Here is a 15143-nt window from a genome sequence, read left to right on the forward strand (position 1 = left end):
ATGGAAACTACGAATAGAACGAAAAATTTTGTTTTGTACTGTGGAGGAGAGAATCTGCTTCTTCAGGAGGAATTTTGGTTTCCTATTGACGATGAGTACTATTTCGAAGCTTTTCCGCTGGAGCCGGAAGATTTGCTCGAAGAGAGCGATGTTATTTCTCTTCGTTTACTGTGTGAACTCTGGGGGAAAGATTACGACAATGCCTTTGCATTCGATGACATTGCTCAATGTGCAAATGGTGGTTTGTTGCCATATGCTATGACAGAGGAGGATCTTTGTTTTGACGAAGGTTACGAATACATTGTTTATCTTCCCCAAGAATATACGATTCAAATAAACTTTCATGACCAACTGCAATGTTTTCTGACACATCCTAGTTTTCCTAAAAAAATAGAGTTGTATTGCGCGGGAGATATGGAGTTTTTGTGGCCAGCTTTTCGTTGGCAAGAAGTGCAAAACATCATCAGATGTGCTCGTTATTTTTCGCATGTAAATGGAAACTTGAATCGTATATTTTTGCTTTTGCTGAAAATGACATCTACTTGTAAAGAAGAAGCACAAGAACTGCGTCAAGTAACGCGGCAATTGTGTCTTGATATCGGTTTGTTTGAAAGGCCCACACTTGATACAACCGTTGCGAAACTTACGCCTCTTTCGCGATTAAAATGGCGGAAACATCCGCAGTATGGATGGTTGAACAATTGTAGTGGAAGTATGCGCAATCTCGAATGTAGTTTTGTGGATCGTTTATGGGAGAAGGAAAAACTTTTTGGTGCCCTTAGAGAGTTCTTTTGTGTGATGGAGAATTATGAACATAAACCATGTGTAATGAGTGGTCATGATTATCGGGAAGTCCACCAACAACTACAGAGTCTTTGTGCCGAAGAAAAGTATCTTTTGCATTTGCGATATATCATGTTTTTTACTTACGAGGAAATGGGTGACTTACTACAAGAGAAACCTTTTACTATTTACGAGCACATTCAGAAAATCATTGCCAAAATAAAACGCCACTTGCCTTTACATGGCCAATAAAAAAGGACACGCTTAACAGAGGAAGCGTGTCCTAAATACATACATCTGTCTTTAACGTTGGTTACCTCAGAATACTATCGTAATCACCTTCGCCATCAATGGCGAGTTCACCTCTATTTTTTCCACGCTTTTTCTCAAAAAGACTTTTGGGACGAATGATGAAACGATCTTTTAAGCCACCGAGTTTACGTAATCTCTTGGCACTGACACGTACAACCACTTTGGACCAGCGATGCTCCTCTTTTAAAAGCTTATGTAAGGCGGCGATTTGTCTTGGTCCAAGCACGATACGGATATTTCCTCTTCTCTTTACTTTGGCGCGTGCATTTGCGGTGCGGTACTGAATAGGAGTCATGCGAATACAAACGAATTCTTGGTTTTTCTTATTTTTCTTGATAAAAACAACACGTAATTTTTCTTTCGGATTGCGATTTCGTCTATCGCGGTCGGCAAAACAAGGTAGGGAAAAACACATTACGAGTAAGACAATAATAAATTTTTGCATGTTTGACCTCTCTTTGCATCGAATAGGAATTTTGATGGCATGATGATGGTCTGTAACGAGTATCGAAATTTTTCGTTGAGATGTGGGTTTGTCGGAAGAGCCATACAAAACATAGACAAAAGTTATACACTTTACGTCTAGTAATAAAATAGATAAGATATGATATCGTAGCAGTTTGCACAAGGTGAAACAAGGGAATTTTGCATGTGAGTAGGTGTCAAGTGTCACTTTGTTGATTTTTATAGTTTTAACGCAACAGGTGGCCATTTTTACCGTTTTCTAAAATTTCTAAATTCGGCCCATAAATATGCCTGTTTAGCTCAAAATGTACCGCACTTTTACATTTTGATGTATGAAAAAGAATTTGCAGTGAAAAAACTTAAAATAAGATTTACTTATGGCAACTATAAAGCTTATTGCATTTTATTATAATGAACTTTCGGTTATTATGAACGTAACAATTTAGTAGTATCTTCAAATTATAATTGAAAGGTCAGAGACATGAAAATAATAGCGCTACTATTTACAATTCATTTATGTTTTACATTAACCGCTGAAAATGAAAACTGGGAAAAAGTGTTTTCTGCAAAAGATATTATTTCTTTTGCACAAGATGATTCTAGTTCTTCGTCAAAGAATATTTGGGCAGCAAGTACAAGTGGCAAATTGTTTTTTTCCACAGACGGTCAATCTTGGAATACATCTAATGTGCAAACAGAAGGTAGTATTTCTCATGTGGTGTCCCAAGAAAACATTGTCTTCGTTGCTTTTCGCAATAAGAAAAAAGATTCTCCTTTGCTCTCACTGTCTTTAGATGGCGGAAAAAATTGGAATAGGGTTGGTCAAGATATCATTTCGCAGTTGCCATCTTCTGATGTAATTTTTGTGACAGATATCACTATTTCCAAAAACAGTTTGTTTGTTGTCACTCGAGATTTTCGTCCTCACAATCCAACAAGTAGATGTTTCCGTTCTGATAATTTCGGAGCAAGCTGGTCTCTAATTCATCAAATGTCTGATCAGCATAGTATTAACACTGTAGCTGTTGATAGCAACAGAGATGTTCTTTTAGGTACTAGCAGTGGCGTTTTACGCTCTAAAAATGGACATGGTAATTGGGAACCCCTCAACGGTGGCATGGAAACAAACAAAAAGACGCCTTTCGTAAAATCTATAAGCTACAATCACACCTTAGGAGAACGCTTTGCGGCAACATCAGCGGGCATCTTTAAGTCTCACGAAGAGGGTGCATGGCAATTTCCCAAAGGAAGTAATTGGCAAAACGTATCTTCTCATAAATCACAACAAGCAGCCGTCGCTTTAAACTTAATTCATAATTATTCTACTTCATATATCGTCATGGGGACACACGAACGATCGGGGATTGGTGGCCATTTTTTTTCCACAAGCCGGCTATTTATTTCTAACAACTCTCAAAATGTAACCTGGAAAGAAATTGATCTAGGAAGCCTAACGAAAAAACCATTGTATGATGTTATTGTACACGAAAGACATGTGATTATTGCAACTTCAGAAGGTGTGTTTAAAAGTACAAAGTCCATTTTAGAACTAGGTCGTGCAAATTCTCCAAAGACATCTAGTGCAGCAAAAGTGATATTTTTCGATTTAGGAGATACCTTAGTTGTCTCCGGCAAAAAGTGGGCAACTGGAGCACAACAAATTCTGCAGCAAATGAAAAGTAAACGCTTAGGCATCATTTCTAATACCGGAAACTTATCACGAAGTCAATTACTAGAGCTACTTCCTCAAGATTTTTCATTTGATAGCTTTGACGAAAATTTGATCTTGCTCTCTTCAGAAGTAAAAATTGAAAAACCAGACCCGCAGATTTTTCAAATGGCAATTAAACGTGCCCAACAAATAAACCCGAGTTTAGAAGCACAAGATTGTTTATTCGTAACGGAAGACATGGAGCACTTATCTATTGCGAGAGGTCTTGGAATACAAACCGCAATTCTTGTGGACGGAAAGCTCATTAGAGTAGAATAACGGTTTTAGCATAGACAAGAGAAAAAATATGAAAGAACAGTGCTATAAAGAAATTTGCGATCTTCATCAAGTTTTTGAAGATTGGTTTATTGGTCGTGTACCTAAAGACGATTTTAGTTATCTTCCGCAGGTGTTGTCTGACGATTTTGAAATTGTCTTTCCTGGCGGAGAGATTTTTTCGCGACAACAGATTATCGACATCATGCAGAAAACACATGGGCGATATGCACATATGCCGTTTCGCATTGAAATAAAAAACTATCGCAGTCGTTCTCTTTCCGATACCTTACATTTAGTGACTTATGAAGAGTGGCAAGTAAAGGACAATGTAGACGAAGTTAAGGTTTCTACGGCTATTTTTCGCAAAAATGACAGTATGCCTTGTGGAGTTGAGTGGCTGCATGTTCACGAAGTATATCGCACTTAGACAAGGTTATACCTACCAGGAGAAATAATTTTGTTTGGATCAAGTATGTCTTTGAGTTGTGCCACTATTTGCCAATGATAATCTTGCGATGAGATAATTTCGGACATTGCTTGGATACCAACGCGATAAGGAATGTAGCCCGAAGTGACAAACTGACGGTTTACTTCGGTAATAGCGTTATGAGCTTTCTGTACTTGATGTGGATCGTCGCGATGAAATGCAATATTAATGACACTTTCAAATACTTTATCCTTGGCCATATTCATGGTGATATACGGTGTAAAGCCAAATTTGTCGTGGAGAATATTTGTGGTGATTTGTACTACCTCGCCAAACGCTTCTCCTGACATGGGAACGAGAGGCAAGACATACAATTTACCACAGTTTTGTTGTGCGGGCTCAATGAGGTCTTGGGGAATTTTATTGAGCGGCCAGAAGATACTATTTAAGGCGTCGTTGGAGGGAATTCCACGGCTGTGCCCCAAGGGTGGCTCTAAAGTTGCGAGCAACGCTTTTTTTAAGCGATAAGAAGGTAGAAAAGATAGCCTTTGCGCGATTTTCTGTTGTTTTTTCAAGGAAGAAAATGTCCATAATTTTACAGAACCAATACCTTTTAGGGCTTGTTTTGTGTGCTCGTAAGCATCTTTGATGTAGCTCTTGGTCCCTAGAAGTCCACAAGATGCGCTCCAGCAACTTTTGATGCTGTTGAAAAGCTCCACGGCTTTTCTTTTACTGGTTTCTTTGTCGTCACCTTCTTTTAAAAAGTAGTTATACAACAACGGACAGGCATTAATTTCCGAACGATGATCGTTTGAAATGTGGAAAGTAGTTCTTACAATATTTCGTTGTCTTAGATCTGTGAGGATATCAACAAATGCCTCTAGATTGTTCGGGTTTTTTAGCGAACACGACAAATAAGCATGTGAATCTTTGTGTGGAATCAGTTCCATACCTACTTTTGTCACAATTCCAAAATTCGATTGAAAAAACAATCCTTCTAAACTTGGTCCGACACCATGAGGGTAAAGATACGTTGTTTTGGAATTTAGGTAGTGACCAAAGCCGGTACGTAAAACCTCTCCGTTACCTAGTACGACTTCCAATCCCGACATACTATCCACACGAGAACCATAGTAGCCAATGCCGCGGTCCATGGCATTTCCCACAAAAGTAGTGTCTGAACCAGCCCCTGTAATATTGATGATAAACGGAAGGTTATGCTCGCGAAGATATTCATAGAGTTGCTTTTGGGTAACACCTGGCTCAATCACCGCATATCCATGATGCGGGTCAACACGATGAATTTTATTCATTCTTTTTAAATCAACGATGGTGGCACCGCTTTGTACAGGTAGCCTATCACCCAATCCCCAGTTTTTACCGGAGCTAATAGGGTAAAGCGGGGTTTTATTTTCGTTGGCAATGGCGACGATCTTTTGTACTTGTTCTGTACTTTCGGGAAGCAACACCGCTTGAATGGACCTTTCAATTCCAGTGACGTTTGCTGTATAACGCTCTAAGTGTTCACTACTCGTAAGAATATTTTGTTCACCAACAATGCCTTGCCACTTTGTCAAAGGATTCATGCCATTTCCCCTTTCTGGGATTCGGAATTTAGGCTTTTCTCGACTTACGTCTTTTGCTAACATAATAAACCGTATAAAAATTGTAACCAAATAACGAAGATCTGAAAAGTGGAAAATGTTAAAATATCTTATTGTAAATGCCGATGATTTAGGGATTTCTCCTGGGGTTTCTTCGGGGATATTGCATGCGCACAAAATGGGTATTGTTACCTCGACAACAGCGATGGTCAATACCGCTTTTTTCCGAGAGAGCATACAAACAGCGATGACCGAAAGTGTGGGGATTGGTTTACACATTACTCTTTCTTACGGTGCACCTGTTTTACCCGCTTCAGAAGTGCCCAGCCTTGTGGACAAACAAGGAAATTTTCTCTCCTTTCCCATTGTTGCTCCATTTAACGCGCAGGAGTTACAGAGTGAAATCGAAGCGCAATTTTCTTTGTTTACCGAAGTAGCAGGTTGTCTTCCCGATCACATCGACAGTCATCAGTTTATGGCCAATGTCCACCCTGCCGCTTTTAAGACGGTGTTAAATTTGGCAAAAGATCATCAAATTCCGATTCGCAATCCGCACATGTTTTTATCAAAAAACAAGCTTCATCAGTTTATGAGGAGTCGTAAAACAAATCCACTTGCCGAACTAGATGGACGGATAGAAGAACTGCAACAAATCTATGCGCATTTCTGCGTTGCGCATCCAGATTTTTTTGAATATCGTTTTTTCGACACCGGAGTGACGGTGGATAATTTACTGGAAATTCTGCGCAACTTGCCCACAGGGGTCACGGAAATAATGTGTCATCCAGGTTATAGCTATGATTTACAAAATGATTACTATTTAGAAAAACGAGATCAAGAGGTGGAGGTTTTGACAAACGAACGCATTCTACAGGCAATCCAAGACGAGGGCATTCAATTGGTTACTTTTGGACAAATTGAGTCTATTCACGGAAGTAAAATATAATGTCGCGGGTTCTGATCACCGGAGTAAGTGCTGGTCTTGGACGGAGTTTAGCGGAACTCTACATGAAAAAAGCACAGGTATATGGAGTGAGTCGTCGCCGACCTGGGTTACCGCAGATTATTCATCAGTGTATTGACTTGGCAGACCTGGAGACCGTTGCCGCAAAATTAGGCATGTTGGTAAAAAATATTGATGCATTAGATGTGGTGATTCTCAATGCCGCGCATATGGGAGTTGTAGAAGACTTAAAAGATACAAGTGTCGACTTGTTGCGCGAAGTGATGGCGGTAAATGTTTGGAGCAATAAAATCATTTGCGATACTCTTTTTCAGCAAGGCATCCATGTTGCGCAAATAATTGCTATCTCTTCTGGAATGGCAGAAAATACATGCCGTGGGGGAAATGGCTATGCTTTATCTAAGTTAGCCCTAAACCGCATGATGGCCATGTACGCATTGGAACAACAACAAACGCATTTTTGTACCATTTCTCCCGGTATTATAGATACCGCAATGCAAGAATATCTCCAAGAGCACAAAGGTCATGAAAAATTTCCCATTCTTGCACAGTTACAGCAGGCAAAAGACCAAGGTATGATGCAATCTCCCGATCATGTCGCGCAAAGAATAGTGGGTTGCCAAAGTCAATTTTTACATTATCCAAGTGGGAGTTTTGTTTCTTTAAAAGAGGTCGAGGAATGTTATTAGACAATCAAACGCAACAAACTATTCTCAACGAACTTTCTGGTGAGCGAGCAAAAGATTTTCTAACAATGATCTCGCGTTTCGATCGTGTTCAATGCTCTTCGGGAACCTATGAGTGTATGCAAATGGTTCAAGGCATGCTCAGTAGTTTTGGAATAGAAAATATTGAAATCGAACGCTATATCGCCGATGGAAGGAAGGAATATTGGACATGGCCCACAAGCCTAGGGTGGGAAATAAACTACGGTGAGTTGTGGATGCGTCATCCACAACAAATGAAGTTGGCAGACTACGACGAAATACCTGTGTCTGTAGTGCGTGGTAGTCGTTCGGCGGATGTTGTCGCCGAGCTTGTTGATGTTGGAACAGGCCTGGAAGATTACGAGTATGAAAATGTCGACGTGCACGGCAAAATTGTCCTTGCGGGTGGCCCCACCTTTAGTAACTATGCTGGAAAAGTTCAACGTCAAGCGGTGATAAAACGCGGTGCTGTTGGAGTGTTGCTGTACTTAAATCCTGAATTAAGCTTACGTCCACATCCTGGTAATTTGATTCCCTATTACGGAATGTGGCACCATGCCGACGAGGATGAGCAAATTACTTTTGGTTTTTGTATTTCGTATCGCAACGCCGTCATGTTAAAAAAGATGATAAAGCAAGACAAGGTAACTCTGCACGCGCGACTCGATGCCAAAAACCAACAAAGTACCATTGATCAAATGACATGTGTAATTCCTGGGGAAAATCTTGACGAAGAAATTTTGCTTGTCGCCCACCTTGATCACTACCAGCCAGGTGCTCATGACAACGCTTCGGGAAGCGCAACGCTCATAGAAATTGCGCGTACTTTGCAAAAGCTTATCACAAATAAAAAGTTACCAAAACCTCAGCGCACCATTCGTTTTTTATGGCCCACCGAATTTCAAGGGATGGCTCCGTGGCTGGAAAAAAATAGCGATATTGCGCAGAGAACTATCGCCGCCATCAATTGCGATATGGTGGGAAGTAATTTTTTGAAGACAAAATCAAGCCTCAATATCATCAAAACGCCTTTTTCCAGGCCACATTACATCAACGATGTGGTCGAAAATTTTGCACGTCAAGTGGCAAATGAGGTTGTGATTACGAGTCCTCGTGGGGAAAGTCTTCCTCTAAACTATCGTGTCGTTCCATATCGTGGTGGTAGTGACCATATGTTCCTCAACGACTCGACAACGGCGGTTCCTACTGTCATGCTTGGTGAGGATAACCCTTTTTATCATACCACGCAAGACGTTCCCGATAATTTGGATTCTACACAGCTAAAAAAAGCGATGTTTATTGCCTTGGGATCTGTTTGGTATTTAGCGAATATAAATTCATCACAAAGTACACAATTGTCTGCCTTAGTAGGAAGCAAAGTCCTGCGAGATTTTTCGCATATGAGTTGCGAAGTGAGCCATCTGTTGCACAGTAGTCAGCCATCTTCGTTAGAGCAAAACTATTGGGAAGGCCGTAATAAATTGCAGTGCTATTTACAACAAAATATCGCACGTGTCGATTCTGTTGGTGAGCTAGATCCCAAAAATGACGGCGTTTTATGGCGCGAGAAAATTAAGGAACAACTGCACAATGTCGCTGCTCTTTATGAAGAACAACTGCAAGATAGTTATGCGGGGTATTGTCGTGAATTTACGTTGACAGCGAAAGAAACAAAAGAGCTTGGTGAAGAACAACAACAAGCGCAAAAAATAATTCCGCAACGCACATCGTTATTTAAAGGTCCGTTGGCGATTCATTTAAATTTTGCTCTTAAGGCTTCAGGTTTTCCCGAAGAAAACATGAAATTTTTTGATATTCAGTTCGAAATTGTAAATCTTATCGATGGGAAACGTTCCATTTGGGATATTCGCAATGCGGTGTCTGCGTATTTTGGAGCACAGTCGCTGCAAGATGTGACACAGTTTATCAAAAATCTAGAGCAGGAAAAACTGGTGGTGTGTAACATGGAAGTATAGAAATATACTGATGTGGGGGCATCGCATATTAGCATATTTCTATATCTACAAATCAATTTAGTTTTCTTTACTTTACGAGAGGACTCCCTAAATGAAAATTTTAGTCATTACCTTACAGGTTAGCGATGGCAATTCTAAAGGGCATATCCATCCCTTTATCACCACAACTCAAAAACTCATCTCGATGGGGCATGATGTTTTTTGGTTGTCATTGCCAAAAGCCCTATCCCAAGCAGACCGTGAACAAGTGGAGTCTCTCGGGGCACAAGTTGTTGTACCTCCACCGTTGAAAGAGGGGATTATCAAAGAAAACAAAGAATTGGCGCGCTTAGCGATGGACAAAGAAAACAATTACCAGGCGTATAAATCTTTTCTATTAGATCCTGTTCCCCATCAGTTAGATGGTTTGATGGAATTGATCAAAGATTTGGCTCCGAATGTCGTACTGCAAGATAATGTTCTGTATTCTGCGGCAATTGCTTGTACAAAGTTACAGCTTCCTTTTGTCTCTATTTGCGTTGGTCCTAAAATTATGGGAAAAGACTTTGAGGAGTCGTACTTGGGAAACCTACAGCCCATCATCGAACCACGACGTGCCATGTTTGAGTCTTATGGCGTCAAACCGAACTTTCGCTTGTTTGAGTATGTCTCTCCGTATGCCAATATCATTTTTGCCACCGAAGAGTTTGTCGACAAGGCGGCATTGCCAGAGAATTCGTTTTTAGTTGGTTCCGCGGTGCCGCAAGGCGGAAGAGGAGATGATGTCGATTTTCCTTGGGAAGATGTGGCAACAGACAAAAATATTATCTATGCCGCTTTTGGTTGTGTGCTATCGAAAATGCCTTTGGCAGACGTGATCGATCCTATTTTTAAGGCGGCAGATGCCTTAGATGCACAACTTATTTTAGCGTCGGAACATCTTGCGGCTTCCGCGAAAGATTTTGGAAGGCACATCGTCGTTTCCTACGCGCCACAATTAGAGATACTAAAAAAAGCGCACGTCTTTATTACCCACGGAGGAGCAAGTTCGGTAATGGAGAGTATTTACTTTGGTGTACCGCCTATTGTTGTACCACTGTCTAGTGATCAGCCGGTCCAGGCGCAACTAGTGGAGAAGGCGGGTGTGGGATTTAACATTGCACGAGAGCAGTGGAACGATGAGGTTTGTTTGGCAACGCTTCAAAAACTTTTGGCTTCGGGAAATGAATTTGCCGCCAAGTGTAAAACTTTACAAACAACCTATCAAAATAATGACGGAGCGAAAAATGCGGCCGATATCATTTTGCGCTTTGCCGTGACAAACTCTTAAAAGCTTGGGTTGACAAAATGCCAAATATCATTCAACCACTTTTACAGCAGCACGCTGACAGTGAATTTTTATTCGCGATCTTGCAGTGGAAGGCTTTTTATGCCGATGATCACGAGTGGAATAACATCACTTCTCACCTGTGGCAAGAAGCGCAAAACAACAATAAAATGGCCGCGTACTATTTGCACAAATTAACCAGTAGCAATGATATTTGCTTATCACACGTGAAAAAATTGAGCCAAATGGCGAGCCGAACTCTACTGAATTCCGACTACTCGCGACAAGTGGATTGGGAAGAGTATTTGTGTTCATTACATGAAATGGATTCCCTATTCCACGAAACAGAAGTACACAGCGATTTTGACCAAAGTTTGTTTTGTGCATCGACATTGCAAAGTGTTCTTGCTTCTTTTGATGTTACCAAAAGTATTCTATTGAAATATATCTATCGTGGAAAGCTTGGTGTCGACTTTCGTGATAATTACATCGTTTTTGTGTACTCTCAAGTATCTGAGCTGTTCCACTGCAAAAATTCAGGTATTTCCACGATGGCTCTTTGCGAAATTATGCAAAAGTGTGAACTCGAAGACAGCGTGTATACCTCTATTGCTAACGGAGAAATCGCGGTACACGTGATCGACAATGAAATACACATTCCGCAAACGGCTTTTTCTTCGTTTCTAACACCGCAACAAGTGAAAATTGTAGAGGAAGATGACGATGACGATGATGACATCGTATTTATTGTTGGAGAAACACATAAAGATAAAGAGCCTGAAGAATATCCCTCTATTGTTATTCTTCCTTATGAGTTTACTGATAGAGATTCTGCGCAAAAAAAATTCTACAGTTGGGATGAGGCACTAAAACGCCTACAAATAGAAAACGAAGATTTAGAACGTTTTATCACAGATGGTGACATTCAAGCGTACACTCAGGATGGCGAAATAATATTCTCCTGTGAAGAAATAGATCGTTGGATCAGCACCCTCATGGATGACAAGACTATTGTGATGCCCGGAAGTAGTGGTGATGTCGTTGTTGAAGATGAAGAAGCGATTAGTTTAAGTCTACCCATGGGTTTAGACGCCCCAATGCCAAAAAAAGAAACATACTCCTTAGACCAAAGTCTAGATGAACTGCAAATAGAAGCAGAAACCTTGGAGGAAATAGTCGCAAAAGGTGAAATTGAAACTCAAATTGTCGACGGTGAGCTTCGCCTTGTACAGGAAGATGTGGATAAATATCGTCAGCAAAAACAAGCCGACCAAACTATTGTTATGCCTTTAGATGAAGAACTTGTGGAGGAAGAAGACGATGAGTTTGTACCAATTGTGACACCTACGGCAAATAAAGGCAAAAACATTGCATTGGACCTTTCCTCTATACTGGAAGAAGACGGGACGGCTATAACAGTTGATCTTCCAGATGTCTCCGACGAATTGGGTACCGGAGAATTGCGAATGGATGAGGAAAAAGAGGTTGAAGATACGCCGTTCGAATCCATTGTCATTGATCCACAGGAATCCGTTATTGCTGATAAAACTGAAACAAAGCAGGACGATGTATCGTTCAAAGAAAAAGAAATGGCAGATTCATTCCAGCGGTCTACGACTATAGAGCCTGAAGAACCTGTCGTTGATCAGATGCCAAGAGAAGCGGATTTTTGGATAGATGGTGAAGACGCCGTTATGTCAACGATTGTTCCTCCTCGGGGAGGGAAAATGCCTGATTCCGAAATGGAAACAACCACCCGTGCGAGAAGAAGTAGAAGCGTTGCGGCGAAAAAACGCGGTAAAAAGCGCAGTAAAAAACGACAACAACTGTATCGCAAAGTAAAAAAACAAATTGGGCAGCGGCTCGCCAAAAAATATCAAAAAAACATTGGCCAAGTTACTATTCCTACGTTTGAGGGGATGCTCAGCGAAGAAGCGGGGCAACCAGGTCCGATCGAAAGAATCTTGGCACAGTCGCAGTTGCTGTTGAAGTCGATACAGGTCACGATTGGTTTACGTGTGCTGACAGTGATTAATTTTGCGGACAATGTGACGGAATTTGTCGCGGGCTATATCACCAATATTTATCGCACGTGGAAAATGACAAAAAGCATTCAACGTCGTTTGCAAAGAAACAATCCACAACAACAAATTAGCGAACTGCAAAAAGACTTGGATGTGATGCGTTATCAACTCTCGCGTCTTCTGACCTTTCCTGAATTTTGCCTACGCGAGCACAAACCACAACAAATAGATAGCGAAGCTCAAACGTTTGCCTTAAAACTTGTCATTGAACTGCGTGGGCACCTCGACGAGATGAAAAGAGATCTAGCGCTTCTGACACCTAAGCAAGCTGCGGCAACGGCGCAAAAAACCGCCAAAGATTTCCTCCTAAGTTTTATTCCCAATCCCCTAGAACTCGCAACGCCGTGTAAGGATTTTATTATCTTGGTGTTTTTTATGAAATATTCACGCAAAGATATCGAGGTGATGTATATCGATCTACTCTCCAGCTATAGCGATATATTAAGCCTCATAAATGAAGAGCCATTCTATCGTTTGGAAATGCAAGACTACGAGCGTAAAATTTTGCATCGTCTACAGCGTGAGATTTACTGTTTACAAGACATAGAAAAACACATCGAAGAATGCCGTCTACAATTGCAGCGTTTCATACAACTGTTGTGTTGCGTGCAAAAGTTTATCGATCCGCGTTACTGGCACATAGAAGATATTTTTTATGAGTGTAAAAATCGCAATGACTATATGAGCGCGAAATTTCTGTTGGAATGGGAAAAGTGGGTCACAGCGCAACTCAGGAAACAACTCAAGAATTATCATTGCTCCACACAGGAGAAGTCGGTAATGCTAAAAGAGGAAATCTACTTTCGCCGAAGATATAAGTTACAACGAAAGCTTACGCAAAATTTTATGTAAAGTACAAGAGAAATGAGATACGAATGCAAGTAAAATCGAAATCTCTCAAGACAATTGAAAATCAAACATCGTACTTTGGTTGCACTTTTTTTCTTGAGGAAGACATTCGTTATGAAATAGAGAATTGTGCCTTTTACAATTGTAGTTTTCGTACAAATGCTGTTTTTAGAAAAATAGAGAATTGTCGTTTTGACAACTGTAATTTTTCGAATATTTTCTGTGTGGATTTAAGTGACTCAAACGCAGTAGTGTTACCTCTAACAATGGAACAGCTTTCTTGTCTTACACATTTGAATTTGAGTCGTACGAAAATAACTGCATTGCCCAAAGAAATTGGTCTGCTTTCTTCTCTTACACATCTATTTTTTGACTATGTAACAGAGGCAACGGAGATATCTATTAAAGAGTTTACTATCTTAGCTTCTTTTGCTTATTTATATTTAGATGAAACACCCATAACAGACTTACCGCAAGAGATTGAAAAATTTTCTCAATGTAATTATGTATATTTAAAGAAAAAAATAAATAAACTGCCAAAAGAAATAGGGCTACTTTCTTCCCTAAAACATCTCTCTTTGCAATTTACACAAATCACAGAGTTGCCAAAAGAAATAGGACTACTTTCTTCACTGACTTGTCTCAACTTACAAGGAACGGGAATAACAGAGTTTCCAAAAGAAATAGAACAACTTTCTTCACTAACGCATCTAGATTTAAGTAGTACGGACATCGAAAAGTTGCCAAAGGAAATAGGACAACTTTCTTCTCTCACTCATCTCAATTTGAGTTTTTCAAAAATCACCGAGTTACCAAAAGAAATAGGGCAACTTTCTTCTTTGGCTATTCTGGATTTGCGAGGTTCTCGAATAAGCAAACTGCCAAAAGAAATAGGACAACTTGCTGCTCTTACTCATCTCGATTTGGGGAATACTACGATAACAGAACTGCCAAAAGAAATAGGACAGCTTTCTTCTCTGACGCATTTATATTTGCGCGGAGCAAATATACGCCATTTGCCAAAAGAAATAGGGCAACTTCTTTCGTTAATGTACTTATATGTAGGCAGAACAAAAATAGGTGATCTACCGAAAGAAATGGAGAGGCTGTCGGCGCTTGCTCATCTCGATTTAAGTGGTACTGAAATAACAGAACTACCAAAAGTAGTCGCGGCACTTTCCTCTGTGACACACCTATATTTAGAGAATACAAAAATAAGTAATTTGCCACAAGAGATCAATGAACTTTCTCTCCTTACGCATCTATACCTAAAGGAAACAGGAATAACAGAATTTCCCATAGATTTAGCATCATTAAATCTTGCTTGTTTGGACTTAGAGGGCACAAAAATAAGTAAGCTACCGGCAAAGATAAAACAATTTTCTTCTTTGACGCACTTATTTCTGGGAAAAACAGAAATAAGACATTTGCCAAAAGCAATAGGAGAGCTTGTTTCTCTAACCCACCTTGATTTACAGGGAACACAAATAAAAAAGTTACCAAAAGAAATAGGGGAACTTTCTTCTCTTTGTCAGCTAGATGTACAAGATACGAAATTAGAAGAGTTGCCACAAGAAATAGAACACCTCTCTTCTTTGACGCATTTGCATTTACAAAATACAAACATCGAAGATTTACCAAAATGGACAGAACGACTTTCTCATCTTTTTCAATGA

Annotated in this window: 11 protein-coding genes; 9 read left to right on the plus strand and 2 right to left on the minus strand. The window is 40.2% G+C overall.

The window, feature by feature from the left end:
- Positions 1–1035: a sigma-70 RNA polymerase sigma factor region 4 domain-containing protein gene (locus tag UABAM_RS21505; RefSeq protein WP_151970051.1), complete on the plus strand. Its 1035-nt coding sequence runs from the start codon at positions 1–3 to the stop codon at positions 1033–1035.
- 61 nt (positions 1036–1096) lie between these two features.
- On the opposite strand, the gene UABAM_RS21510 is transcribed toward UABAM_RS21505, so the two are convergent.
- The gene (locus tag UABAM_RS21510; RefSeq protein ID WP_151970052.1) at positions 1097–1540 is read right to left on the minus strand and encodes a hypothetical protein; all 444 of its coding nucleotides are present in this window, start codon (positions 1538–1540) and stop codon (positions 1097–1099) included.
- Positions 1541–2041: 501 nt separating this feature from the next.
- On the opposite strand from UABAM_RS21510, the gene UABAM_RS21515 reads away from it, so the two are divergent.
- Complete coding sequence (locus UABAM_RS21515) at positions 2042–3550, plus strand: hypothetical protein (RefSeq protein ID WP_151970053.1); 1509 nt, start codon at positions 2042–2044, stop codon at positions 3548–3550.
- A gap of 28 nt (positions 3551–3578) precedes the next feature.
- Positions 3579–3977, plus strand: coding sequence for a DUF4440 domain-containing protein (locus UABAM_RS21520; RefSeq protein WP_151970054.1), 399 nt, complete (start codon positions 3579–3581; stop codon positions 3975–3977).
- Here UABAM_RS21520 and UABAM_RS21525 read toward each other — a convergent pair.
- Positions 3974–5563: an FAD-binding oxidoreductase gene (locus UABAM_RS21525; RefSeq protein ID WP_173013476.1), complete on the minus strand. Its 1590-nt coding sequence runs from the start codon at positions 5561–5563 to the stop codon at positions 3974–3976. The genes UABAM_RS21520 and UABAM_RS21525 overlap by 4 nt on opposite strands.
- A gap of 115 nt (positions 5564–5678) precedes the next feature.
- Here UABAM_RS21525 and UABAM_RS21530 point away from each other — a divergent pair, with 115 nt between their 5' ends.
- From UABAM_RS21530 to UABAM_RS21555, 6 genes are all read left to right on the plus strand, one after another.
- Entirely contained in the window at positions 5679–6527 is an 849-nt protein-coding gene (locus tag UABAM_RS21530; protein ID WP_151970056.1) for a carbohydrate deacetylase, read from the plus strand.
- Positions 6527–7234 (plus strand): SDR family NAD(P)-dependent oxidoreductase, encoded by a 708-nt coding sequence (locus tag UABAM_RS21535; RefSeq protein ID WP_151970057.1) that lies wholly within the window; start codon positions 6527–6529, stop codon positions 7232–7234. Before UABAM_RS21530 ends, UABAM_RS21535 begins: the two co-directional genes overlap by 1 nt.
- A complete protein-coding gene (locus UABAM_RS21540) occupies positions 7225–9228 on the plus strand; it encodes a M28 family peptidase (protein ID WP_151970058.1) in 2004 nt (667 codons plus the stop codon). The genes UABAM_RS21535 and UABAM_RS21540 overlap by 10 nt, the downstream gene beginning before the upstream one ends.
- Before the next feature lie 91 nt (positions 9229–9319).
- On the plus strand, positions 9320–10537 hold the full coding sequence (locus UABAM_RS21545) for a glycosyltransferase (RefSeq protein WP_151970059.1): 1218 nt from the start codon (positions 9320–9322) through the stop codon (positions 10535–10537).
- 17 nt (positions 10538–10554) lie between these two features.
- Positions 10555–13470 carry a hypothetical protein gene (locus tag UABAM_RS21550; protein WP_151970060.1) on the plus strand — a complete coding sequence of 972 codons (2916 nt, stop codon included), beginning with the start codon at positions 10555–10557 and terminating at the stop codon, positions 13468–13470.
- Positions 13471–13493: 23 nt separating this feature from the next.
- Positions 13494–15143 carry a leucine-rich repeat domain-containing protein gene (locus UABAM_RS21555; protein WP_151970061.1) on the plus strand — a complete coding sequence of 550 codons (1650 nt, stop codon included), beginning with the start codon at positions 13494–13496 and terminating at the stop codon, positions 15141–15143.

The organism is Candidatus Uabimicrobium amorphum, from assembly GCF_009002475.1.
Classification (GTDB): domain Bacteria; phylum Planctomycetota; class Uabimicrobiia; order Uabimicrobiales; family Uabimicrobiaceae; genus Uabimicrobium; species Uabimicrobium amorphum.